The organism is Sphingobacterium corticibacterium, assembly GCF_004208525.1.
GTDB lineage: Bacteria > Bacteroidota > Bacteroidia > Sphingobacteriales > Sphingobacteriaceae > Sphingobacterium > Sphingobacterium corticibacterium.
In genome coordinates this window covers 1,957,308-1,982,143 of the sequence record NZ_SGIT01000001.1, presented here as the reverse complement: position 1 = coordinate 1,982,143, position 24,836 = coordinate 1,957,308, and the positions used below count along the sequence as shown (strand labels likewise).

The following is a 24,836-nucleotide window of genomic DNA, read 5'->3' as shown; positions in this document are numbered from 1 at the left end:
TTGCAGAATAAGATGCGTTTTATGGTGAAAAGAGTTTCTATTTGTGGAATAACATTTCTATTTGTGGAATAAGATGCGTTTGCCAAACTTTAAAAAGGGTGTTATTGGGGCTTTAAATATCGAAAAAAGCCCTTTTTACGTAAAAAAGGATGGGGTAAAATTTCGCCAATATTTTTATTGATATACGCTATATTGTTATTAATCTTTAAAAACATATGTTTCCAGTTTCTGGTTTCTAGTACAGTACTCAGTGACCTGTCATCCTGACGACAGGAAGGATCTTAAAGATGAAGAATAGCCATTCTTCTGTACGCGCCTTTTCCAAACGAAAAGCTTGGACGAAAATTTGAACATAGGTTCGGATGAATAAGTTGATACCATTGCCGAAAAATTATGTCTACAAAATGTCTACAAAGCTTTCGGCTTGATTAACCAAAACATCCGTGTCAAGGGTGTGTCTATGTCGTTCAAACAGGGTTTTTAAGCAAAAAAAGCGAACCGTGACCAGTTCGCTCTTTTAAAAGTACCCAGCGCCGGAGTCGAACCGGCACATCCGAAGATATTGGTGTTTGAGACCAACGCGTCTACCAATTCCGCCAGCTGGGCATGCTGTGTCCTTGTTTGACGTTGCAAATATAGGAGATGTTTTAGGTTTTGCAAAAAATATTTTTGCTGTTTTTACAAACTGGCTGATTTTAACTTATTTATTTTTTCCAATAGAACTTTTCCTGTTAACATTATTTAACGGCTTCGTATTAAACGTTTATTCCGTTTCGGAATCTACTACTATATAAGAAACGGAAAATAATTAAATTACTAAAAAGATGAAAAAGGCACTATCATTAGCAGTATTGTTTGCAGGAATCAGTTTAGCAACGTTTGCGCAGGAACAAAAAGAGACAGACCATACCTTTAAGAGAGAGCGTAAGCATCCCCGCATGGAGAAAAAGATAACAAATCGTACACCTGAAGAGATGGCAAAAGTAAAAACAGACCATTTAGATAAGCGTTTGAAATTTACGGATGCACAGCGTGCTGAAGTATATGCTGTTCAACTGGAACAAGCGAAACGGGTAGTAGTTCATCGGGATGAAATGAAAAAAATGCAAAGCAAATGGCGCGAAGAGATGAAAGGTTCGCAGGAAAAGATGGAGAAAATACTGACGCCAGAGCAAAAAGAGCAACTTAAAGAAAGTTATGCGCAACATCGTAAAGGCAAAGCTAAAGGACCAAGAGGGGAGTTTAGAAAAAAAGGAACGATAGAAAGGCAAGTGCCAGCGACAGAAAGTACGGAAGGTTAAGATTGTAGATGTTTATATGTAGTTTAGTTTGTGGTAGCGAACAAAGGGGGCAACGGCCCCCTTTGTTTTATTCGTATTTTTGAGGATAAGTTACAGGATATTTGTTAATTTGCTGCAAACAACTGCTTAAACAACCATGTATTTAAAACCAAACATAAAAATACCGCTATTATTTGTATTTATGGGTGTTTTGGTGCTTTCATGTACCGCCCAAAAGTCTAACGAGTTGACACTGCGTTATAATTCTCCGGCTAATATGTGGGAGGAAACGCTGCCTTTAGGAAACGGCCGCATTGGTATGATGCCTGATGGAGCCGTTGATACGGAACTTGTGGTATTGAATGATATCAGTATGTGGTCCGGAAGTGAAGACCCTGATGCACTTAACCCGACAGCATTTGACCATCTGGAAGAAATTCGTAAGCTATTACTTTCGGGAAAGAATATGGATGCGCAAAACTTGATGTATGCGCATTTCCGCAGTGGCGGACTGGGATCAGCTTTTGGCAAGGGGAAAGACGCCCCTTACGGTTGTTTTCAAATGTTGGGTAATATGCATATTCGTTATATGTATCCCCAAAGCGAGGAAACTGTTAACTATCAGCGTAAACTTTCATTAAACGATGCAGTCGCCTCCACGCAATTTACGAAAGGTAATACGACTTATTCGCGTGAATATTTTGCTTCTCATGCCCATGATATATTGGGTGTCCGTATCCTAGCGGATAAGAAAAAATCAATTTCATTTGAAGTACGTCTGAGTAGGCCAGAACGGGCAACAATACGGGTAAGCGGCAACACTATCTTTATGGAAGGACAATTAAATGACGGATACAACACCGACAAAGGCATACGCTATCTGACCAAATTGCAGATCGTAAATAAGGGTGGTGAGTTGATCGCAGGTGACAGCTCTTTACAGATCAATAATGCCGATGAAGCTGTGGTGCTGATCTCTACTTCTACCGATATGCTTGATGAAAACTATAAGGGGACGGTTGACAATCTATTAACGACAGCAAAAAATATATCGTTCAACAAGTTGAAGCAAGAACATATTGCCACGTACAAGAATAAATTTAATCGTGTCGAGTTAGATCTAGGCGTTCAAGATAATGTTACGCCGACAAACGAACGTCTTATTAACTTTCAATCAAACGATGATCCTGCCTTTGCCGCATTGTACTTTCAGTTCGGACGTTATCTAATGATCAGTGGGACAAATGAAAACTCGCTTCCGCTTAATCTGCAAGGTTTGTGGGCAAACCAGATACAGACACCGTGGAATGGTGATTATCATTTGAATATCAATGTGCAAATGAATTATTGGCCAGTGGAAGTGTGTAATCTTTCGGAATTGCACCGGCCACTGATTGATTTTACAACGTCATTGGTGCCATCGGGCGAAGCTACGGCTCGAAAATTTTACGATGCTGATGGGTGGGTGGCACACATGATGAGCAATCCCTGGAAATTTACGGCTCCAGGTGAGCATGCCTCGTGGGGCGCTACCAATACGGGTGGGGCTTGGCTATGTGCACATCTTTGGGAACACTATAGCTTTACGGAAGATAAGTCGTACTTGCGTTCCATTTATCCGGTGTTGACGGGCGCTGCACAGTTTTTTCTTAGTAGTATGATTGCTGAACCCGAACATGGTTGGCTCGTGACGGCACCCTCGTCTTCCCCAGAAAACGCTTTTTACCTCTCCGGAGACTCCGTACCCATATTTGTGTGCATGGGACCTACTATGGATGTGCAGATTATCAGTGAGCTGTTTTCGAACATTCTTTCAGCAGCCGAAATCCTTGATATAGAAGATGGAAATACAGCTAAAATACGAGAAGTTTTAGCGAAGTTACCACCTATGCAAATCAGTGAGGAAGGGTATTTACAGGAGTGGCTTCAGGATTATCGGGAAGTCGATCCAAATCATCGCCATGTTTCGCATTTATATGGGCTATATCCATCAAACCAGATTTCTCCGGAAACCACGCCCGAATTGGCTGCTGCTGCCCGTGAAACACTTAATCGACGTGGTGACGATGGTACGGGTTGGTCTCGTGCGTGGAAAGTGAATTTTTGGTCGCGGCTACAAGACGGCAACCGCGCCTATAAGTTGTTGAAAAGCTTGCTTGAGCCAACCGTAGGCAGTGAGATAAAAATGAGTAGTGGGGGCGGAACATATAATAACTTGTTTTGCAGTCACCCACCGTTTCAAATTGACGGGAATTTTGGCGGTACCGCTGGTATTGCAGAAATGCTCCTTCAAAGTCATAATGGGTATATAGAGCTATTACCGGCACTGCCTGATGCATGGCTCCATGGAAATGTGAAAGGATTGCGGGCGCGTGGCGGAGCAGAAATGAGCATACAATGGAAAGATAAAAAAATCACATCGTTAATGCTGAAAGCATCCGTTGCCAATACGTTTAAATTAAAAGTTCCCGCCTATATCTCCTCCATTAAACAAAACGGCAAGAGTTTAACCATTGAAAATGGATTTATAACATTAGAATTGGACGAGGGTAAGGAAACGAGATTAACTATATATCCTTCATAATTTGTGAAATTAATGGATAAGTGTTTTCCAAAACCATATCAAAATCGTCTTTATCAATCCAGCGCGCATCGGTAATGTCTTCTTCTGTTTGTGGAATCAATTTTGGTGATTTATTCACCCCCATCTCATACCAATTTGTCTGCTTGAGAACGAACTTCCCGCGCATCATATACGTATGATAGGTAGTTTGGAGCTTGGACCCCATGTAATTTATACGGATACCACACTCTTCTTCTACTTCACGGATAGCCGCTTCTTTCATCTTTTCGTTGTTTTCTACTTTGCCTTTGGGCAAATCCCATTTTCCCAACCGGTGTATAAATAGATATTCACCCTCTCCATTTTTAACCAATCCACCAGCGGCTTTTATAATTTCGGGCTTTTGCAAGACGGATTTGAAAACTTTCGTTACATCAGGATGTATATAGAGATAAGTTATGCCTTTTGTTGTTTTCTGTTTAGAAGCCTGAAAAAGTTTTTCAAGATCAATGTCTTGTAAACCAATTGTTTGAACATTAGACAGTTTCTTTGGTAGAAAATCAGCCAAAATAAGCTGAGATTCGTTCATATAAATTTTATAAATTTGTGCCATGAATAAGTTAAATGAGGTTGAACAAAAAATTGCTGAATCCTTATTGCAAATTAAAGCAATAAAATTACAACCTAAAAACCCTTTTGTTTGGGCATCGGGTTGGAAATCTCCAATTTATTGTGATAATCGTATTGCATTATCACATCCGGCAATCCGAACTTATATTCGCCAACAGCTGTCACAGCTGATTCAGGAGGAGTTTGGAACTGTTGAAATGATATCAGGTGTAGCAACAGCGGGAATACCTCAAGGCGTATTGGTCGCGCAAGATCTAGGTTTACCATTTACGTATGTTCGCAGCAGTGCGAAAGACCATGGTCGTCAAAATCTTATTGAAGGAGAGGTTGTTAGTGGACAGCGTGTAGTTGTCGTGGAAGATTTGATATCTACCGGAAAGAGTAGCTTACAAGCTGTAGAAGCATTGCGTGAAGCAGGGTGCAATGTGGTTGGATTAGTTTCGATCTTTACCTACGGCTTTGATCAGGCAGTCAAAAATTTTGCAGATGCTAAATGTCCATTCTTTAGCTTGTGCAACTATGATGCGCTTATCAATGTAGCGGTTAACAACGGCTACATTTTGGAATCTGATGTGGCGCTGTTGGAGCAATGGCGTAAAGATCCGTCGACGTGGACTGGGAAATAATGTATTAAAAATAAAGTATATGACCATTATTCAAAACAGTGTTGATATTGAGAAGCCTATAGAAGCGGTATACGCGTTTTTAGCGGATATGAATAACCACGAACAGCTTATGCCCAACAACATTGAAAACTGGTCGTCGACCGAAGACGAAGCTCGTTTTGCCATCAAGAATATGGCAAAACTAGCGTTGAAAATAAGTCAGCGAATAGTGAATAAAGAAATCGTGTGTGTGCCAATAGAAGACGCCCCGTTTGCGCTTACCTTACGATGGAAGCTGGAAGATAAAGGTATAAATACCACCAACGCCACATTTGTGATGGAAGCTGAACTTAATATGATGATGAAAATGATGGCTTCTGGTCCGCTTCAAAAACTAGTCGACTATCAGGTAAATACATTGAAAAGTATCTTAGGATAAGAGATCCTTTAGCATACGAAAAGCAAATCCTCGATGAAAATCGGGGATTTTTATTTTACCGTGATAATTGTGTCATTAATCCGTGATGTGTTTAACAAGACCGAAGAGTTTCGTACATTTGTTGTACGAGAGTTTATAATCAATCGCTATTAGATGGAATTACAATTAAAACGCCCGCTGGCTTTTTTTGATTTGGAAACTACGGGGGTAAATATTGCCGTAGATCGTATCGTTGAATTATCTATATTAAAGATATCTTCTGGAGGCAAAGAAGAGGTATTGACGATGAAGATTAATCCCGAAATGCCAATACCTGCTGAATCTTCTATGTTTCATGGGATTTATGATGAAGATGTGAAAGATCTTCCTCCCTTTAGAGAACGAGCCGAAGAAATCAAAAACTTTATAGAAGACGCCGATTTAGCTGGTTATAACTCGAATAAATTTGATGTACCCATGTTGATGGAAGAGTTTTTACGTACCGGAGTCGATTTTTCATTAGAGGGAAGAGCTTTCGTTGACGTACAAAATATTTTTCACCAAATGGAACAACGGACTTTGAAAGCGGCCTATAAGTTCTATTGTGATGCATCATTGGAAAATGCGCATACTGCAGAGGCTGACGTACGAGCAACATATGAAGTATTAAAGGCACAATTGTCAAAATATGAAGGAATAGCCTTTGAAGATAAACATGGGAATGTAACGACTCCCGTCGTAAACGACGTCGAAGCTTTGCATCGGTTTACCAATCTGAGCAACCCGGTTGATTTTGCCGGCCGCTTGGTGTACGACGAGGAAGGCGATCCATGTATCAATTTTGGCAAACACAAAGGTAGAAAGGTAGTCGATGTATTTGATGTAGAACCTAGCTATTATGCCTGGATGCAGCAAGGGGATTTTCCACGATATACTAAAAAGGTGTTAGAGAAACTGTGGAATGCACATCGAAATAAAAAGAAAGAGCAGCAACAAAATAGTCGGGTAGAGGTACATAAGCCTCGTCCGACGAGGGAACAGACTCCTGCTAAACCTATTACGGACGATATGCTTAAACAGCTTCAGGGAAAATTTGGGAAATAAGTTTTAAGTGATAAGTTACGAACAATGAATTAAAAAATGACAAATACAACAGAAATAGAACACGTACAATGCTTGATTATTGGATCAGGGCCTGCGGGGTATACAGCGGCAATTTATGCAGCTCGAGCCGATTTAAATCCCGTAGTATATACAGGGATTGTACCAGGAGGACAATTGACGCAAACGACTGAAGTAGATAATTTCCCGGGTTATCCCCAAGGTATTACGGGGCCCGTTTTAATGGAAGATCTAAAGGCACAAGCCGAACGTTTCGGAACGGAAGTGCGTTTTGGTTACGCTACGAAAGTAGAATTTTCGGGAGATGGCGGTACACACAAAGTAGAGATAGACGGTTCGACATGGGTTTCTGCAGAAACAGTTATTATTGCGACGGGTGCTACCGCAAAATGGTTGGGATTGCCTTCGGAGGAAAAATATAATGGATTTGGTGTATCTGCTTGTGCGGTTTGCGACGGTTTTTTCTTCAAAGGCCAAGATGTGGCGATTGTAGGTGCGGGGGATACAGCAGCGGAAGAAGCAACTTATTTAGCCAAGTTGTGTCGGAAAGTGTATATGCTGGTGCGTCGTGACGAATTCCGGGCTTCTAAAGCCATGGTGCATCGCGTGATGAATACACCGAATATTGAAGTGTTGTACAACTCGGAAACAGAAGAAATAGTAGGTGATGAATCAGGGGTTACAGGCGTGCGGGTTGTGAACAACCAGACACAGGAAATAAAGCATTTAAATGTTACAGGGTTCTTTGTAGCTATTGGGCATAAACCTAATACAGAGCTATTTAAAGGAATTCTTGATATGGATGAGACAGGCTATTTGATTACGAAGCCGGATAGTACGGCTACTAATATACCTGGTGTTTTTGCAAGCGGTGATGTACAAGACCATATATATCGCCAAGCCATTACAGCAGCAGGTACCGGCTGCATGGCCGCATTAGAAGCTGAACGCTATTTGGCGGCCAAAGAAAGTTTTGTTGAAGAATAAATTTGTATGGGCGCAAAGTTTTGCGCCTATGCTTTTCTATATGACTTTAAAGTGGTGTAGGGCATTCCAAATGCCATCGTTGTCTACATCTGTTGTAATGTAATCCGCGATTTCTTTTACTTCGGGGTTAGCATTCCCCATCGCTACGCCAATAGCCACATGCTTTAGCATCGTAATGTCATTTCCGCCATCTCCAAATGCCATCGTTTGGGTGATATCTAATCCGAAGTGCTTGCAGAAAATATCTATTCCGACTTGTTTGCTCTGTCCTTTGGGATTCACATCGGCAAAAAGAGGTGTCCATCTGGATGCAATCGAGTTCGGCATGACATTTTTCATAAAAACGTCCTCTTCTTCCGGCCCTAGGAATATATTAGTTTGTAAAATACTCGAGGGATCAACTTTGTTTATATCCACTAAAGGAGGGACAGGAAGATTTAAATGTGCATACATCCCTGCTATTTCTGGTGTCACATCATAAATAGTGATTTCTTTCTCGGACATAAGAGAAAAGCTTAGCGGATGTTCTTCCGTATACTTCAAAACTGCTTTTATATCATTTGGATGGATAGCTTGTTTAAACAGTACATCACTTTCTTGTGTTACACAATAGCCGCCGTTAAAGGTGATAAACCCATCAAAATCCAAAAATTTAACATGATCAATGCTATTAATGGAACGACCGGTAGACAAAATGACTTTAATCCCCTGTCTTTGCAATTGTTCGATTGCCTTTTGGGTAGAGGAAGGAACTTGATGTGTCTTGAAACTTAAAAGCGTACCGTCTATATCGAAAAAGACAGCTTTGATTTTAGGGTTTTGCATAATACAAAGATACGATTTCTTTATAATCCCTATCTTTGTGCTATGGATAATTACGCTGCCTTCTTTGACAAAATTCGAACATCTATTCAACAGCAGGAATTTATTAAAATTTCTTTAGGAGATTACAATGGAACAGAGTTGTATCTAAAGAACGTATATATCAAACCGGTCATTATAAAACGAGAAAAGAAATTATCTTTTGTTTTTCGTTATAAAACACAAGACATTACCAAGAACTTTGAATTACAGACGGGCATTATGGAGATACAGGGGCTTTTGAAAGTAGAAGGTTTCCGAGTGGCAACCTTGTTTACGGAGACGGAAAATCTAATATGTCAATGCACGAAAAAAGGCGTGTGGTCTCTAAAGAAAGAGAATCCGACTGCGAAGAAGCCTGTTGTTTTTACACATGATAAACAAAAAGAACGGAAGTTGGATAGTGCAGATAAAGTTTATTTGCAAGCGTTAAAACTGACGGATGCGACAGGAAACGTATATAAAAATGCGCAAGATAAATGGAGGCAAATTAATCATTACATAGAGATATTAAGTTCTATATTACAGCGCCTCTCAGCGAAAGACACATTAAATGTTGTCGATATGGGCGCAGGAAAAGGTTACTTAACATTTGCTTTGTATGATTATTTAGTATATACGCTCCGAAAAAGGGTTTCGTTAGTGGGCGTTGAATACCGTAAAGATTTAGTGGAGTTATGTAATCAGATTGCTGCCAAATCGGATTTTAAAGATTTGCTTTTCATACAGGGGGCCATAGAAGACTATGAACCCCACGATGATTTAGATATTTTGATTGCCTTGCATGCTTGTGATACAGCAACTGACGATGCTATTGCTAAAGGTATTAAGCATGATGCAGACCTTATTGTGGTCGCACCCTGTTGTCATAAACAGATTCGCCGGGAAATAGAAAAGAATAAAACGAAGAATGAATTGGATTTCCTGCTTAAACATGGCATTTTTATGGAGCGTCAGGCCGAAATGGTGACCGATGGCATACGTGCATTAATTATGGAGTATTTTGGTTACCAAACCAAAGTCTTTCAATTTGTATCGGATGCCCATACACCTAAAAATGTGCTGGTGGTAGGCGAAAAGAAATCGATTAATATCCGAAGACAAGAAGAAATTTTAGCGAAAATAGCATCTACAAAAGCATATTTTGGTATAACCTATCATCATTTAGAACGGCTAATGGAATTGGATAAGACGATTTTATAAAATAACTTTCATTCCGCCATAATAATTTCGGGTAGGAGCAGGGTTGAAAAAGCGATCGCCAAACGCGTTGATGTCATTGCCTAAACTATACCGTTCATCTAGGAGATTGTCTACACCGGCGAAGAACTGTAATTGTTGCCGCTTTTTTAGTCGCCATGTCCATGTTGCTTTTGCTTGTACCAAATGGAATTTTTCAGAGAATACCGTGTTGGCATCGTTCAACGGCATGACCGATGTGAAGTTATGTGAAAGGTTCAATCCGAATTGCTTTGGTAAACTGATCAAGAGTGTGTTGCTCCATACCCAATCTGGTACTGCTGTGACCTTATTGCGAGAAAAATCATTATTATCTACCTGATAGTCGCCGAAACGATAATAATTATAAGAAGCGGCGGAATGTAAGCTTAATGATTGTATAATCCTTTTATGGCGCGGCGTCAATATATAAGTCCAAATAGACGCTTCGATACCTTTTTGTTTTATTTCTCCAGCATTCACATAATATTCAGCACCGTTTGCACGCAGCTGCCGAACAATACCGTTCTCCATGTGATAACGATAAAAGCTAAGGTCTGCTATAAATCGTCGGCTTTTTGTTTCCAGGCGTGCACCTATTTCATAATTGGTGCCTGTTTCCGCCTTCAGTTCGGTGTTGATGATGTTGTCAGAAGATCTAACTTCGGCAATGGTCGGTGGAGAATACCCCTTGGAAACTGAACCGCGAAAAGCTAATCCATCTGTTACGAGATAGGATGTTGCTATCCGGGGCATCCATATACTGCCAAAATCAATCTGACCTGTAGGATTCTCTACCTCTGGAAAGCGCTGGCGATATTTTATTTTCGATTGGTTGAGTCCTAATGAGCCTTCAATCGTCCAGCGGCGGTATAATTTTGCCATGGCACGGTAGAAGAAGCTGCTTTGTATATTATCTAAATCATCCTTTGCCTGCGGGGCGGTGGATAATCCCTCATCGTTGTCGTAGTTGTCAATTTTATTCCATCCCTTTTGTCTCTCCAAACCTAGCTGCATTTGCCATTGAAAGTGCTGCATATCCTCGTTCTTATATGAAAAGTAGGTGCGTAGACCGAGGTTTTTCTCTGTTCGATATTCGTAGTTGGTGATAAACGGATTTTCGAAATCGGTGTTTGAACCAAAAACGCTAATCACATGAGAAAGTCTATCCGATAGCTGAGCGTGGTGTGCTATACCTCCATAAAACGTTTTGTTGTATATGCCTGCTTGCTGCTCTTTAGCACTGGGGTTTGGACCAGCTGCTGGTCGTGACATGCGCGGATTTTCGTCCATCTGCGCTTGCGTCAACCCTCCAGGTGTACGATAACCCAAATCACTATACAGAGCCAAAAAACGGATTTCGTTTTTTGGCGTGTATTTCCAGCGATGTGCCGTTTGGAGCGTTTTCTTATTCAATGCCGTATTGTCACGGTATCCATCCGATCGTGTAAACGACTGATCGAAAGAAAAGCTGTAGTTATCGTTTACTTTCTGTTGTATAGAAAGTTGTTCTTGAAACAAACCGAATGATCCACCACTTAATAAGACAGAACTACTATTTTTGCGCACGTCAAAACCGTTTGGAGCTATATGAATAATACCACCGGAATTAGCACCATACAAAGAACCATCGGGGCCTTTAATGATATGTATCGCATCTATAGCCGCTGGATCGAGAAGGTTTAAATAAGTATTCCCTCCGGCGTCGGTCAGTGGGAAATCATCTATATATATCTTGGCGTTTCGAATCCCAAAAGCAGATCGGATAAGACTTCCGCGCATCGCTAATCGGTAGCTTCCGGGCGAACGTTCTTCCATGCGCACCCCTGCTACAGTGTTAATAGCGGGAAGTAAAGAGTTGGTTTGTTGTACGTCTACCAGACGCGAGCTTATCGTGTGCGCTGCCGATGTTAGTTCCAGAATGGGCTGTTGGCTGAAATAAGCGTTGATATGAATAGGATTAATTTCTTGTTCGGTGGATATGCTATCCGTCGTTTGGCTCCAAACAACACAAGGCGTAAATAATATTGTAATGATAGTAGAGAGAAAAAAAAATTTAGAAAGCATGTGCGTCTGATTTAAAAAGCTTCGTTTAATCCCAGGAATAAACCACGTTGCCCGAATCGACCAAAAGCATAATCAATACATAGGTTTGTCCGTGTTGCCTTATTGAATAGCACACGTAGTCCTGTACCGCCCGCTGGTTGCCATTGTTGGAAAAGTTTGGTGCCCAAACGATCATTTGCCGTCTGCACATTAGCGAAGATCACGCCGCTTAAGAATTGATTGCGCAAAATTGGAAACCGGTACTCTACTTCTGAATAGAAAAAGGAATTTCCCTTGAAATAGCCATTGGTATAGCCACGTCCGGTACGTGCAAATGGATCTTTTCCGGTGCCCGGAAGGTCGAGATAAGCCTGCCTGCCGCCAACGTTATACGATCCCCAATGCCAAAATGCCAATACATGATTTGGACGGCTGCTTGATAGTTGCCAGTACTTTCTGAAATCGGTTTGCAGCTGGTAAGCATTTTGGGCACTTGCCATCCATTTTTGGCTCATTCGCAAAACTACATCTGCGTAAATGCCCTTATAGGCGCTGTTCGGATTATCACGCGTCATATACTGCCAGTTGAACATTAAACCGTTATTATTGTATTTCTCTGCGTTGTACCCTGTTAAGTTGCTATATACTTCTAAAGGAGTAACTTCATGATTGCCTAGCGTATATATATTACGTTTTAGTTCAAAAAACACGCCTGTGCCGATAAACATGTTTGGTGACAACCTTTTATATATCCGTTCATTAAGACCGTATACTATAAATTGGTTGACAAAGCGTGTACGATCTGGGTTATTGAGCGTTTTTTCTTCTGGAATATCCGTTTGGACCACATTCCCCATGCCCATACCATAATCTAATCCTACACTTTTAGCAATAATAATCCCCCCTTTTAAATTCCATTTATTTCTAGGTGTATAAATATCATGCATCACATAACCGTAGATAATACCTCGTGTAGTATAGCTTAACGCTGTGGCAAACGTAGACATGGTGGTGTGCTGCGGGTCACCGGTATAGACACCGCCGACAACTTTTGCGCCAATTTGAAATCCAATGCTAGGGTTATAATTGATATTCGGAAGAATGGAAATTCCAGAACGTTTTTTCGAAACCCGGGTTGTTGTATCGTGGCGGACAAACCTTACCATATCCTTTATACCATCACTAATATCATAAAGGTGATCAAAATTTTGTGTAACGGTATCCTTTGTTTCTGCTGTAGTAATGGTGTCTTTCAGGAGAACTTGTTGTGCAAATAGCCCTGAGTTGCAAATGATAAGGTAGAATAGGAGGCCCCACTGTTTATACATCTCACAAAAATAAAAATATTTGCTATACTTTGTGATATAGATTTTATTCAGCCTCTAATAGTTGCTTTTCATGTAGTTCAAAATAAGCACCTTCCTGTGCTAACAACGCCTCGTGTGTGCCTTGTTCGATGATTCGACCTTCATCTAGTACGATAATATGATCTGCATTTTTTATGGTAGATATACGATGCGCAATGAAAATAGTCGTTTTATTCCGCATAATACGAGTAAGATTGTGGAGTATTTCTTCTTCCGTTTTCGTATCGACAGCCGAAAGACAGTCATCGAAAATAAGTATCTGTGGATCTTTAACAAGTGCACGCGCGATAGATACCCTTTGTTTCTGGCCACCCGATAACGTAAGGCCTCTTTCGCCGATCGAGGTTTGAAAGCCGTTATCGAAATTCATAACGTTATCATAGACCGCCGCGTCTTTGGCTGCTTGCTCTACCTTATCCATTTCTAGGGTATCCAGACCAAAAGCAATATTATTGGCTATCGTGTCTGAAAAGAGGAATACCTGTTGAGGTACAAATCCAATCTGGGAACGTAAAGCATTTGTCTTGATATCTTGTAACGACAATCCGTCATAATAAATATGCCCCTGATCCGCATCATATGTACGCAACAGAAGATTTGCCAATGTCGACTTTCCAGATCCCGTTTTCCCGATAATGGCAAGCGTTTGCCCACGTTTTATAGTGAATGATAAATTTTCAATGGCTTTGATTCCTGTTTCGGGATAGGTGAAGGAAAGATTCTTTACCGTTATATTTCCCTGAAGTATAGGTTCTGTGTCACCGTCTTTTATGTCTGATCTTGTTTTTAGAAACTCATTGATTCGCTTTTGCGATGCCGCGGCACGTTGGAATAGGGAAGTTACCCATGCCAATGACATGGCAGGGAAGGTAAGCTGGTTGACATACAGGATAAACTCGGCAATGTTTCCCGCAGTAATGGTTCCGTTTTTCACCTCGATACCACCGACATACACTGTGATGATGGTACTGAAGCCAATGAGGAAAATAATGAGTGGAAAGAAGATAGCCTGTACACGAACAAGGTCGAGCGAGACCTTATTGTATTGATTACTTTCGTTCTTAAATACCTCCATTTTCTGCTTTTCACGTGTATAGGTTTTAATAACGCGGATTCCTGAAAACGTTTCTTGCACAAAGGAAGAAAGTACGGATAATTGTCGCTGTATCCTTTCGCTCCGCTGATTGATAACTTTATTGATAAAAAGGATGAGTGCGGATAGGATGGGGATGGGTAATAAGGAATAGGTGGCAAGCTTTGGATTGACATTGTACATGGCGTAAATGATCATGATCGAAAGTACCACCGTGTTAATGGCATACATAATCGCAGGTCCCAGATAGTTTCTTACCTGATTGACGTCTTCCGTGGCGCGGTTCATCATATCGCCCGTATTATTTTTTCTGAAAAAAGAAAAATCCAGCTCTTGGTAATGATTGTAAATCTCATTTTTGAGGTCATATTCAATATGGCGTGATGTGAGAATAATCGTTTGTCGCATAAAGAATAAAAAGATGCCTCGTAATAGGGAAAGTGCTAAGACCACAAAGCCGAAAAAAAGCAAACTGCTACCGAATACTTGATATACCAGCTCTTGTCGATCAAAGCCATTATAAAGTCTATAGAGATCAATATTTTCCTTAACAAGGTCAAATGCTTCTCGGATAACGACGGCCGGTAGGATACCAAAGTAGTTGGATATAATGACAAATATAACACCCGGTATGAGTTTCCAACGGTATTTGTAAAAATATTTATGGAGATAAGCCAACTCTTTCATCGGAGACAAACCTAAACAAAATGCTTAGCATTCACGAATACCTATTTAAAGAAATTTATCATGAGTAAATCAGTTTTATATGCAATATAATTGAATCTGCATATAAAATGAGTTTGTTTCGCTCTCCTCGGCCATGGAAAACATTCTATAGAGGAAATGTAAGGCTAAAATTTTAAAATAAATATTTCCTATTTTTGCAGAAGCAAAAAGAATATACAGGCATTTAAGCAATGTTATGGAAGTAAATAATTCTTCTGTTTTCGACAAGATGGCAATTTCTGGTCATCAAAATTTATTTTTCTGTCAAGATAAGGCGGTAGGGTTGCAAGCTATCGTGGCTATTCACGATACCACATTGGGGCCTGCGATTGGAGGTGTCCGTATGTTGCCCTACGAGTCGTTATCGGACGCGATCGATGACGCCTTACGTCTATCGGAAGCAATTACACATAAAGCTTCGTTAGCAGGTCTTAATCTGGGAGGGGGAAGTGCTATTATTATGGGCAATCACCGAACAGATAAAACAGAAGTTTTAATGCGCCGGTTTGGGAAATTCATAGAAGGGCTCAATGGAAATTTTATCGCTTCTACCGATGTTGGTACGACGCAGAAGGATTTAGAATATATGCTGTCGGAGACTGGCTACGTAGCCGGATTACCGGCATCCTTAAATGGAGGAGGAGATCCGACAATTTTTGCAGCACGAGGCGTATTTTATGGTATTAAAGCGGCTATCAAAGAATTATACGGCGATGATGGGTTGGCTGGGCGTAAAATTGCTGTACAAGGTGTTGGCAGTGTCGGCGAGCAATTGGTAGGTATGTTGCGCGCGGAAAATGCACGGGTGTATGTATCCGACATGACCGAGGAGCGTAAGATGAAAATTGCGGCTAAATATAAAGCAGAGCCGATTACTTACTCGACAAGTTTTGAACTGGATGCGGATGTCTATGCACCATGTGCATTGGGTGGAACGGTGAACCCGGAAACGGTACCGCGTATGCGTTGTCGGATTATTGCGGGATCAGCAAATAACCAACTGAAAGAGGAAGAGGAAACGAACAAACTGCTGAAAGAGCGGAATATCCTGTATACACCGGATTTTTTAATCAACGCAGGAGCATTAATTAGTTGTTATTCCGAGATAGAGGGATACGGTAATGATCGTACAGAAGCATTAATTAAAAATATCTATAACGCGACTCGTCATGTCATTCAAAAATCCGTCGAAGATGACATTACTACGTATGAAGCTGCTAAACAATTGGCAGAAAAGCGTATATTTGACATCAAGAAAATTAAATAGGTGGGTTTGGAAAGTATAATACGTTCTTATTTATATACAATCGTTCTTTAAATTAAATTATGCTTAATAGAAGGCACCTTCGGGTGAAAGTTATGCAGACGCTGTATGCGTTTAGTTTGTCACAGGATAAACAGGTAAAAGATTTTGAAAAAGCACTATTAACAAGTGTTGATGAAGTTAACCAAATGTATATTTGGACATTGAATCTACTAGATGAAGTTGCCGAATATGTACTGATTGATGCAGAAGGGAGAGCCAATAAATTCTTGCCGACCGAAGCCGATAAAATCTATACAACGAAATTGAACAGCAATAGTTTTATCGAGTCATTACGGCAGAATCGAACCTATTTGGAAAATGTGAAGAAATATAAAGTTTCTTGGACGTTCGACCCCGAAATAGTACGTTCTATTTTTGCGCAATTGAAGGGGTCGCCCGAATATATGGCTTATTTGCAGCAGGAAGATAGATCCATTGGAGCAGAAAAAGATATTATCAAGTTTATCTTTAAAAAGATCATATTGAAAACGCCGGAGATCGAGCAAGCTTTCGATGCAAAATTTATCAATTGGGCGGTAGATAAAGAGGTCTTACAGGCTATGGTCGCCAAGACGTTCAAAAACTTCAGTAGTGAAAATCCGGTACAAAACCAATTGGCGGATTTAACCCCCAATTGGGAAGAGGATCGGGAGTTTATTGTGGAGCTCTTAAAACAAACGATCCGTTATGGCAACGAATATCAACAGTTGATATCAGTGAAGACGAAGAACTGGGAAGCTGATCGTATAGCGTTGGTCGATACATTGCTGATGCGTATGGCAATCTGTGAGCTTGTTAACTTTCGGACGATTCCGGTGAAAGTTACCATCAACGAATACATAGAGCTTTCAAAAGCATTTAGTACGTCAAAAAGTAATACATTTATCAATGGTATCTTAGATAAGATACTTTCAGAGTTGACAGAACAAGGGCGTATTCAAAAAACAGGTAGAGGACTTAAAGATTAACACCATGAATATATTGAAATCATTTTTTGTTTGCATGGCATTGGCTACATTGGTTTCTTGTGGAAATTCAGGAAGCAACGAAGAGCAAGCAACAGATACCATAGGGAATGAACTTACACAAGGCGGTAAGATCGAGTTCGGAGAATCGGTTTATGATTTTGGCGAAGTAAAAGAAGGCGAAGTGGTAGAACATGTATATGCTTACACCAATACAGGCACGGAACCTGTAATCTTGTCGCAGGTTTCTGCGTCATGTGGTTGTACTACACCGTCCTATACACAAACTCCTGTTCTACCGGGTAAATCTGGTGAGGTGAAAGTAAGTTTTGATAGCAATGGCCAAGTAGGAAAACAACAAAAAATTGTGACAATTGTCTCCAACGCGGAAAATCGTGTGATGACGGTACAATTGAAAGGAGAAGTTCTACCGAAATAAGCTTGTATTTAGTTTTTTGATAGATAATCGAATATTGTAACTCTGTAACTTTTAATTTATATATAATATGATAACTACGTTATTACAAGCTGCTCCAGGAGGCAGTGGATTGATGAGCTTCCTACCCATGATTCTGATTGTTGTGGTATTCTATTTCTTCATGATCAGACCGCAAATGAAGAAACAAAAAGAACATAAAAAATATATTGAGGAATTAGGTGTAAACTCTAAAATTGTGACAACAGCCGGAATCCACGGACGTATTGTAGAGGTTAGCGAAACGACTTTCCTTGTAGATGTAGGCTCAGGCGTGAAAATGCGTTTCGACAAATCTGCCGTGGCATTGGATGCTTCCAAAGCCGCCAATGGCGATACCGTAAAGAAGTAAAATCCGTTTGTACAACATTAAAAAAAGAGAGTGTTTCGCTGAAACGCTCTCTTTTTTATAGTATTAATCTAATATGGTTTGTACAAGCCCATCCTCAACTTTTTAATGTCGCATCCGAATGTTTTACAACTGTACAAATTCATCCTTCGTACTACTCCAAATGTAAAATATTCGAAGCGACGAGGTTTATGAACATGTGTCTATTTTGGTGTTCATGAGCTCCCGTTGGTCGGTTTGGTTCTTTTCACGGGGAAAAGAACAACAAAAAACACTATTTTTGTAATTATGGCGCAACCCCGCATCACAAAGACAAGACGACGAAAAATTGCAATATTTTTGCGATGTCTGGGACTTTCTTTTATTGCCTGGTTATTGTTTGCGGTTTCTACAGAACAAATATTTCGTATCGACGCTGGCATCTCCTATGTGAATATTCCAGAAAGCAAAGCATTTCATCCGTTACAGTCGGATACGGTCAGCATTCGGATGAGAATGAGCGGATGGAAGATGTTCATGAAGAGATTGCGACCCGATACACCGCACATTCAAGTGGATTTAAATGGGTTGAGGACGAGAAATTATATTGTTTTTACGAATCAATTAGGATATATCAATCGACAATTTCCTGCCGATAATCAAGTAATTGGCGTGTCACCAGATACCTTGTATTTTGACTTTTCTAAACAGACACAACGGAAAGTACCCGTTCGCGCCCTATATGATATACAATTTAAAAAACAATATGGCATTATAGGTGATACGCGGGCAAATCCCGAATATGTTACGGTGACAGGACCGTTGGAAGATGTCGCCAATATAGATTATTTGGAAACGGATACGATTCGGGGTATAGACGTGGCAACGGATATTCGTACGATTGCCTATCTAAATAAACATCAAAAAAACAACATTACCATTTATCCTACGTTCTCTGAAATTACTATTCCGGTAGGGGAGATTACCGAAAAAGTGGTCGAGCTGCCCTTGAAAATGGAAAATGCTTCGCGGTATACTTCCGTCCGAACGTTGCCAAGCAAGATTAAACTCACGTTTCTTGTCTCGTTAAAGGATTATAATAAGTGGTCTTCACGGGATTTTGAGGCGGTTGTAGATATGGAAAATTGGGAGAAGAATAAAGTACAAAATCTACCGGTTATCTTAACGAAAGTTCCGGAACATTGCCATGTAATCAGTATGGAGCCGCAAAATGTTGATTTTTTTGTAAGAAGATAATTTATGGGATTGAAAATTGGTATTACGGGAGGTATAGGTTCCGGAAAGAGCTATGTTGCAAAAGTTTTCAAAGCATTAGGCGTACCGTTTTATGATGCAGATAAAGAAGCGAAAGAATTGATGAATACGAATCCAGCTATAAAGAATGCATTAATACGGGAATTTGGAAAAGAGGTTTATGATATCGAAGGGCGTCTGAATCGTGCTTATCTAGCTTCACAAGTGTTTCGAGATCAGGAACAACTGGATAAACTGAATGCCATTGTACATCCTATCGTGATTCAACATGGGGAGGATTGGTCCGCTTCGCAAATTTTTCCCTACACCCTAAAAGAGGCTGCATTGCTTTTTGAAAGTGGTTCGTATAAAAAACTAGATTATACCATTTTGGTGACCGCACCGCTAGATGTTCGCGTTGCACGTGTTATACAACGGGATAAAGTCACAAAACAAGCAGTCTTAGACCGTGTAAACAAGCAACTGTCAGACGAAGAAAAGCAAAAACTTGCTGATTTTACTATTGTAAATGACGAATTAACGCCTTTACTTCCTCAAATATTACCCTTACATAAACAATTTTTAGAAGGGCGAAAACCATGAATGAGATTCTGGAAGATTTTTTGGTAAAAGATGATATAGGCTATTATTGTCGATATGGCGATTTTTATATTGACGCTATGTGTCCCGTCGAAAAAAATATCATATCGCATGCCCATGGCGATCATGCTACCAATGGGCACCAAAAAATGTATGCCACGGCAGCAACATTTGCCTTTATGAAAAATAAGTTTCCGAAAATGGTAGAAAATACTGTCGAGGTGATAACATTCGAACAGCCGTTTACTTTACGTAATGTGCATATTACATTTTTTCCGGCAGGACATATATTAGGATCTGCACAGGTGTTGATGGAATATCAAGGCGTGAAGTATTTGTACACGGGCGACTATAAATTGCAGGAAGACGCCACCTGTGAACCGATTATATTGACGCGCGCTGATGTTCTTATCACCGAATCTACCTTTGCTAATCCAGCGGTATCACATCCAGCTGTCGAAAAAGAGATTTTAAAGCTGAAGGACAACTCAAGTAATATTATGTTAGGGTGTTATACCTTAGGTAAATCACAGCGACTAACTGCCTTGATAAACGACTTGATGCCCGAAAAAGAAGTGTTAGTACATCATAAGATGTACGCTGTTCATAAGTTATACAATGCGTTGGGAAACAAACAACTTCGTTATACTTTATACAATCGTAAAGCGATGAAAGACGGGAATACCAATAAAATTTACTTGGTGCCTCCGCTTACGTTCAACAGTTATTTTAAAGCAAAAAATGTATTGAGAGCATTTGCTTCGGGTTGGGAACGGTTACAAAGGCAAAACGATATTGAAATCTATATTTCTGATCATGTAGATTGGAAAGATATTCTGTATTTTATTGATAAAGTACAGCCTAAGCAAGTATGGACAATCCATGGAGACGGCAGACATCTAAAAAAACATTTCGACGGTATTCTTATTGTCCGTGATATATTGTCAAATTAATAAAATCGGCATTTTTCTTGTAGAGGTTTAGAAATAGAAAAATTGCATGAAGGTATGAATCGATTTTTTAAGACAATAATCGCAGGCTGGGGAGCTAAGAAATTAGGACTTGGCTGTTTTGGGACCATTATAGCCTTTATTATTATTTATTGGCTTTTGGGATATTTATAAAAGGGCAGTGCAATAACGGAGGCACCGCCCTTCTTTTATATTTTAGTGTTTAAAGTGTCTTACACCCGTGATGACCATGGCTACTCCTTTTTTGTTTGCCATATCAATCGATAACTGATCCTTAATCGATCCACCCGGTTGTAACACAGCCGCTACACCTGCATCGCCCGCTATTTCTACGCAGTCTGGAAACGGAAAAAAAGCATCGGACGCCATTACACTTCCTTTAATATCGAAACCGAAAGATTGTGCCTTTTCGATAGCCTGTTTCAAAGCATCTACACGTGATGTTTGCCCAACACCCGAGGCAATCAAGGTATTGTTCTTCGCAAAAACAATCGTATTCGATTTGGTATGTTTTACAATTTTATTCGCAAAATAAAGATCATTTAATTGCGTTGCAGTTGGTTGATTTTCGGTGACCGTCGTCATCGCTTCAGGTCCTTCTACCGTGTGATCTTTATCCTGTACGATAACGCCGTTCAATAACGTTTTGAACAGCTCTTTAGGTAACTGAACATCCTTACGTTTTAAAATGATACGGTTTTTCTTTGTCGTCAATACATTCAACGCGTCCTCCGTATAGGAAGGGGCGATAAGTACTTCAAAGAAAAGATTATTGATTTCGTTGGCGGTTTCCTGATCAATCTCTCCGTTGGTGATCAATACACCTCCAAATGCCGATACGGGATCACATGCCAATGCATCGGTCCACGCTTGTTTGATGGTAGGACGCGAAGCCACACCGCAAGCGTTTGTATGCTTTAAAATGGCAAATGTTGGATCGTTAAACTCATCAATAATAGCAACGGCTGCGTCCACATCCACTAAATTGTTGTAAGAAAGTTCTTTTCCATTTAACTTGTCGAACATAGCGTCCAAATCGCCGAAGAAAGTTCCTTTTTGATGTGGATTTTCGCCGTATCGCAGTGTCTGTGCCGGTTGAACCGATTGCTTGAAAACGGAAAGCGGATTTTCTTGGTTAAAATAATTAAAAATCGCTGTATCGTAGTGAGAAGAAGTATGGAATGCACGTTTGGCAAACTCTTTACGTTGCGTCAATGTCGTTTGCCCTTCTTGTGCCGCCAAAATAGTTTCAAGCTCTTGGTAATCACTTTTAGATGAGATAATAACGACATCGTTAAAATTTTTCGCGGCAGCACGGATCAAAGAGATGCCGCCGATATCAATCTTTTCGATAATATCCTGTTCTGAAGCGCCAGAAGCTACTGTTTCTTCGAATGGGTAGAGGTCTACAATAACGAGGTCAATTTCCGGAATTTCGTATTGCGCCAATTGTTGTTGATCACCTGCTAACGGGCGACGTGCTAATATGCCACCAAATACTTTTGGATGTAACGTTTTGACACGGCCACCTAAGATAGAAGGATAGCTGGTCAGATCTTCGACCGCAATAACGTCGATTCCTTGTTCACGGATGAACGCTTCCGTACCGCCTGTAGAGTAGAAAGTAACTCCGAATTTATGTAGTAGTTTAATGAGGGGGGCTAAGTTATCTTTGTAATATACAGACACCAAAGCATTTTTAATCTTAACAGGATGATTCATATGTGTAAACATTATTTTTTAAAGACCATATGGAATACCCAGATCATACTCATTTGCATTTGTGTTGTGACAAACATGGATATTTCATTGCTCAATTTTTGGAGTGACAAAGATAAGAATTTAAGCGTTGGAAAAAACATTGCCTTTTAAATTTCAGTGATATTTTATACATTTATGCTGTAGGTCGATAAAGAATAGATTATAGCGAAGCCGAATCGTGAAGAATCGGATCTTCCTATGAATGCACAATCTTATCTATATGCATATTAATAATATAAATGTAATTAAACTCTTCTGCCTTTCGATTTTATTATCTTTTTCAGCGTGCGGCGATTCGATGGATACAACGCCAAATACACTAAGTGACGATGAAAAACAAGCGGGATGGGAATTGCTTTTTGATGGAAAGTCCTTGTCCAATTGGCATGTTTATAACCGCGGTAATACGTCATCTGCTTGGGTCGTACGGGGAGGTGTTCTTTATTGTGATTCCAACAGTGATCTCAAAAAAGGAGATTTGGTCACAGATAAAGAATTTGAAAATTATGAGTTGACATTTGATTGGCAATTGGAGAGAGCTGGAAATAGTGGTGTTTTTGTGAACGTTCAGGAACGACCGGATATTGATGCAACCTACCATTCCGGCCCAGAATATCAGCTTTTGGAAGATTCACATGCCGATTTTGAAAAGCCGTTGAAACGATCAGGCTGCTTATATACATTTTTCCCGCAGAAGAACTTCGTCAACACGAAAAAAGTAGGTCAATGGAACCATTCTCGGATTATACAAAAGAATGGAAAAACGGAATTCTATCTTAATGGTAATATGACGGCTCAAGTAGATTTCAACTCCACAACATGGAAGAATTTAGTTACTAGAAGTGCATTTAAGGACTATCCAGAATTCGGAAAACATAGCAAAGGACGTATTGCTCTTCAGGACTGGTCCCGGGGAGTATCTTTCCGAAACATCAAGATAAGACAACTTTAAGGAACAAATAAGAGAAAGTATGATGGCCGACAACAAAGAACTACAAGAATTAGCTTCGCAACTACGGCAACCACAAGGTGATAAAGGTGTTAAAGTTGCTGAAATGATGAATGAAACGAATATGAACATGACGCTCCATTCCATAAAGCGGCTCACCCTACAAGAAGGAGAGCGGATCTTGGAGCTCGGACATGGCAATTGTGGTCATCTTGTACAACTGCTTGAACAAAAAAGGAACTTAAGTTATTACGGTTTGGAAATGTCTGCTCTTATGCAGGAAGAAGCACAACGTTTAAATCAGCAATTTTTCGATAACGGACAAGCTAGTTTCTATTTGTATGATGGTTTACACATTCCCTTCGAAAGCAATTTCTTTGATAAGGTTTTTACAGTAAACACAATTTATTTTTGGAAGGAACCGGAAGAGTTGTTAACGGAATTGTACCGTGTGATAAAGCCGGGGGGAATATTAAATATCACCTATGCTCAAGGAGATTTTATGAAACAACTGCCCTTCGTTCAATTTGGTTTTACACTTTACAACGACGAAAAAATCAAAGAACTTTTCGATAATACTGCATTCTGTCTCGTGGAGGCAGAAACACAGACGGAAACCGTTAAAAGTAAAATAGGAGAGACCGTGGACAGACCGTTCACTACAATTACGGTAAAGAAATAAACATATGAGCGGGATTAAAAATCCCGTTAATTATATTTTTTCAATAAATTCTCGATAATTTTTGGGAAATATTGATGTTCCAGTTGCTGTCCTTTGAATTTAATGACGTCCAACGTATCGTTTGGTTCGATCTTGAATTTTGCTTGGTGGATAATCTCTCCTTCATCGAAGTTTTCATTCACGAAATGGATCGTGATGCCATGCTCTTCGTCTCCGGCTTCAAGAACAGTTTTATGTACTCTATCGCCATACATTCCTTTACCGCCGTACTTAGGAAGTAAGGCAGGGTGGATATTGATGATTTTATTGGGAAATGCTTTTAACAGATTTTCAGGAACTAACCATAAAAAGCCAGCTAAAACAACGAGGTCTATTTCTAAGCGTTTTAAAATATCAATGAGTTCATCCGTCTCATAAAATGTTTTCTTGTCAAAAACATGAGATGGGATTTCGAAATTATCGGCACGTTGTAGAACATAGGCTTCAGGATTATTACTCAACACCAAAGCTACTTCGGCCAGATTGGAATACTTAAAATGCTCCATAATTTTCTGTGCATTCGAACCTGAGCCGGAAGCAAAAATAGCAATGCGTTTTTTCACGATAATATATCTTTTATGTTATAAAGT

General features: G+C 40.0%; 23 protein-coding genes and 1 tRNA gene. 16 read left to right on the top strand and 8 right to left on the bottom strand.

What is annotated here, in order from left to right; genetic code table 11:
• Nucleotides 1–524: 524 nt before the first annotated feature.
• Nucleotides 525–606, bottom strand: a tRNA-Leu gene (locus EWE74_RS08600).
• Between the two features lie 218 nt (nt 607–824).
• Between EWE74_RS08600 and EWE74_RS08595 the strand changes: the two genes are divergently transcribed.
• Together EWE74_RS08595 and EWE74_RS08590 are read left to right on the top strand one after the other, a co-directional pair.
• A complete protein-coding gene (locus EWE74_RS08595; RefSeq protein ID WP_130141053.1) occupies nt 825–1,301 on the top strand; it encodes a hypothetical protein in 477 nt (158 codons plus the stop codon).
• A gap of 136 nt (nt 1,302–1,437) precedes the next feature.
• Nucleotides 1,438–3,864: a glycoside hydrolase family 95 protein gene (locus EWE74_RS08590; RefSeq protein ID WP_130141052.1), complete on the top strand. Its 2,427-nt coding sequence runs from the start codon at nt 1,438–1,440 to the stop codon at nt 3,862–3,864.
• Here EWE74_RS08590 and EWE74_RS08585 read toward each other — a convergent pair.
• A complete protein-coding gene (locus tag EWE74_RS08585) occupies nt 3,848–4,432 on the bottom strand; it encodes an NUDIX hydrolase (RefSeq protein ID WP_239018588.1) in 585 nt (194 codons plus the stop codon). The two genes, EWE74_RS08590 and EWE74_RS08585, sit on opposite strands and share 17 nt — an antisense overlap.
• Before the next feature lie 22 nt (nt 4,433–4,454).
• Here EWE74_RS08585 and pyrE point away from each other — a divergent pair, with 22 nt between their 5' ends.
• The 4 genes from pyrE to trxB all read left to right on the top strand — a co-directional run bounded on the left by pyrE (nt 4,455) and on the right by trxB (nt 7,605).
• Nucleotides 4,455–5,099: an orotate phosphoribosyltransferase gene (gene pyrE, locus EWE74_RS08580; RefSeq protein WP_130141050.1), complete on the top strand. Its 645-nt coding sequence runs from the start codon at nt 4,455–4,457 to the stop codon at nt 5,097–5,099.
• Between the two features lie 19 nt (nt 5,100–5,118).
• Nucleotides 5,119–5,517 carry an SRPBCC family protein gene (locus tag EWE74_RS08575; RefSeq protein ID WP_130141049.1) on the top strand — a complete coding sequence of 133 codons (399 nt, stop codon included), beginning with the start codon at nt 5,119–5,121 and terminating at the stop codon, nt 5,515–5,517.
• Between the two features lie 153 nt (nt 5,518–5,670).
• Nucleotides 5,671–6,600, top strand: a complete 930-nt coding sequence (locus tag EWE74_RS08570; protein ID WP_130141048.1) for a 3'-5' exonuclease — start codon at nt 5,671–5,673, stop codon at nt 6,598–6,600.
• 36 nt (nt 6,601–6,636) lie between these two features.
• Nucleotides 6,637–7,605 carry a thioredoxin-disulfide reductase gene (gene trxB, locus EWE74_RS08565; RefSeq protein ID WP_130141047.1) on the top strand — a complete coding sequence of 323 codons (969 nt, stop codon included), beginning with the start codon at nt 6,637–6,639 and terminating at the stop codon, nt 7,603–7,605.
• Nucleotides 7,606–7,641: 36 nt separating this feature from the next.
• Here trxB and EWE74_RS08560 read toward each other — a convergent pair whose 3' ends face one another.
• Nucleotides 7,642–8,430 (bottom strand): Cof-type HAD-IIB family hydrolase, encoded by a 789-nt coding sequence (locus tag EWE74_RS08560; RefSeq protein ID WP_130141046.1) that lies wholly within the window; start codon nt 8,428–8,430, stop codon nt 7,642–7,644.
• Nucleotides 8,431–8,472: 42 nt separating this feature from the next.
• On the opposite strand from EWE74_RS08560, the gene EWE74_RS08555 reads away from it, so the two are divergent.
• Nucleotides 8,473–9,669, top strand: coding sequence for a class I SAM-dependent methyltransferase (locus tag EWE74_RS08555; RefSeq protein WP_130141045.1), 1,197 nt, complete (start codon nt 8,473–8,475; stop codon nt 9,667–9,669).
• On the opposite strand, the gene EWE74_RS08550 is transcribed toward EWE74_RS08555, so the two are convergent.
• Genes EWE74_RS08550 through EWE74_RS08540 form a run of 3 tightly spaced genes read right to left on the bottom strand, consistent with a single transcriptional unit; the run spans nt 9,664 to nt 14,877 of the window.
• Nucleotides 9,664–11,751 (bottom strand): TonB-dependent receptor, encoded by a 2,088-nt coding sequence (locus tag EWE74_RS08550; protein WP_130141044.1) that lies wholly within the window; start codon nt 11,749–11,751, stop codon nt 9,664–9,666. The genes EWE74_RS08555 and EWE74_RS08550 overlap by 6 nt on opposite strands.
• Before the next feature lie 11 nt (nt 11,752–11,762).
• On the bottom strand, nt 11,763–13,058 hold the full coding sequence (locus EWE74_RS08545) for a BamA/TamA family outer membrane protein (protein ID WP_130141043.1): 1,296 nt from the start codon (nt 13,056–13,058) through the stop codon (nt 11,763–11,765).
• Nucleotides 13,059–13,101: 43 nt separating this feature from the next.
• On the bottom strand, nt 13,102–14,877 hold the full coding sequence (locus EWE74_RS08540) for an ABC transporter ATP-binding protein (RefSeq protein ID WP_130141042.1): 1,776 nt from the start codon (nt 14,875–14,877) through the stop codon (nt 13,102–13,104).
• Between the two features lie 235 nt (nt 14,878–15,112).
• Between EWE74_RS08540 and EWE74_RS08535 the strand changes: the two genes are divergently transcribed.
• The 7 genes from EWE74_RS08535 (at nt 15,113) to EWE74_RS08505 (ending at nt 20,797) form a co-directional block, all read left to right on the top strand.
• Complete coding sequence (locus EWE74_RS08535; RefSeq protein WP_130141041.1) at nt 15,113–16,183, top strand: Leu/Phe/Val dehydrogenase; 1,071 nt, start codon at nt 15,113–15,115, stop codon at nt 16,181–16,183.
• Nucleotides 16,184–16,242: 59 nt separating this feature from the next.
• The gene (gene nusB, locus EWE74_RS08530; protein ID WP_165384670.1) at nt 16,243–17,190 is read left to right on the top strand and encodes a transcription antitermination factor NusB; all 948 of its coding nucleotides are present in this window, start codon (nt 16,243–16,245) and stop codon (nt 17,188–17,190) included.
• A gap of 4 nt (nt 17,191–17,194) precedes the next feature.
• A complete protein-coding gene (locus EWE74_RS08525) occupies nt 17,195–17,626 on the top strand; it encodes a DUF1573 domain-containing protein (protein ID WP_130141040.1) in 432 nt (143 codons plus the stop codon).
• 67 nt (nt 17,627–17,693) lie between these two features.
• Nucleotides 17,694–18,014, top strand: coding sequence for a preprotein translocase subunit YajC (yajC, locus tag EWE74_RS08520; protein WP_130141039.1), 321 nt, complete (start codon nt 17,694–17,696; stop codon nt 18,012–18,014).
• A gap of 285 nt (nt 18,015–18,299) precedes the next feature.
• Nucleotides 18,300–19,247 (top strand): CdaR family protein, encoded by a 948-nt coding sequence (locus EWE74_RS08515; protein WP_130141038.1) that lies wholly within the window; start codon nt 18,300–18,302, stop codon nt 19,245–19,247.
• Nucleotides 19,248–19,250: 3 nt separating this feature from the next.
• Complete coding sequence (gene coaE / locus EWE74_RS08510) at nt 19,251–19,847, top strand: dephospho-CoA kinase (protein WP_130141037.1); 597 nt, start codon at nt 19,251–19,253, stop codon at nt 19,845–19,847.
• On the top strand, nt 19,844–20,797 hold the full coding sequence (locus EWE74_RS08505; RefSeq protein ID WP_130141036.1) for an MBL fold metallo-hydrolase: 954 nt from the start codon (nt 19,844–19,846) through the stop codon (nt 20,795–20,797). Before coaE ends, EWE74_RS08505 begins: the two co-directional genes overlap by 4 nt.
• Before the next feature lie 213 nt (nt 20,798–21,010).
• Here the strand turns inward: EWE74_RS08505 and purH are convergent, their stop codons facing one another.
• The gene (gene purH, locus EWE74_RS08500) at nt 21,011–22,537 is read right to left on the bottom strand and encodes a bifunctional phosphoribosylaminoimidazolecarboxamide formyltransferase/IMP cyclohydrolase (RefSeq protein WP_130141035.1); all 1,527 of its coding nucleotides are present in this window, start codon (nt 22,535–22,537) and stop codon (nt 21,011–21,013) included.
• A gap of 337 nt (nt 22,538–22,874) precedes the next feature.
• Between purH and EWE74_RS08495 the strand changes: the two genes are divergently transcribed.
• Both EWE74_RS08495 and EWE74_RS08490 read left to right on the top strand, forming a co-directional pair.
• Nucleotides 22,875–23,528: a 3-keto-disaccharide hydrolase gene (locus EWE74_RS08495; RefSeq protein ID WP_130141034.1), complete on the top strand. Its 654-nt coding sequence runs from the start codon at nt 22,875–22,877 to the stop codon at nt 23,526–23,528.
• Nucleotides 23,529–23,547: 19 nt separating this feature from the next.
• Nucleotides 23,548–24,207 carry a class I SAM-dependent methyltransferase gene (locus EWE74_RS08490; protein ID WP_206365168.1) on the top strand — a complete coding sequence of 220 codons (660 nt, stop codon included), beginning with the start codon at nt 23,548–23,550 and terminating at the stop codon, nt 24,205–24,207.
• Between the two features lie 26 nt (nt 24,208–24,233).
• On the opposite strand, the gene purN is transcribed toward EWE74_RS08490, so the two are convergent.
• On the bottom strand, nt 24,234–24,809 hold the full coding sequence (gene purN / locus EWE74_RS08485; RefSeq protein WP_130141033.1) for a phosphoribosylglycinamide formyltransferase: 576 nt from the start codon (nt 24,807–24,809) through the stop codon (nt 24,234–24,236).
• Nucleotides 24,810–24,836 lie beyond the last annotated feature (27 nt).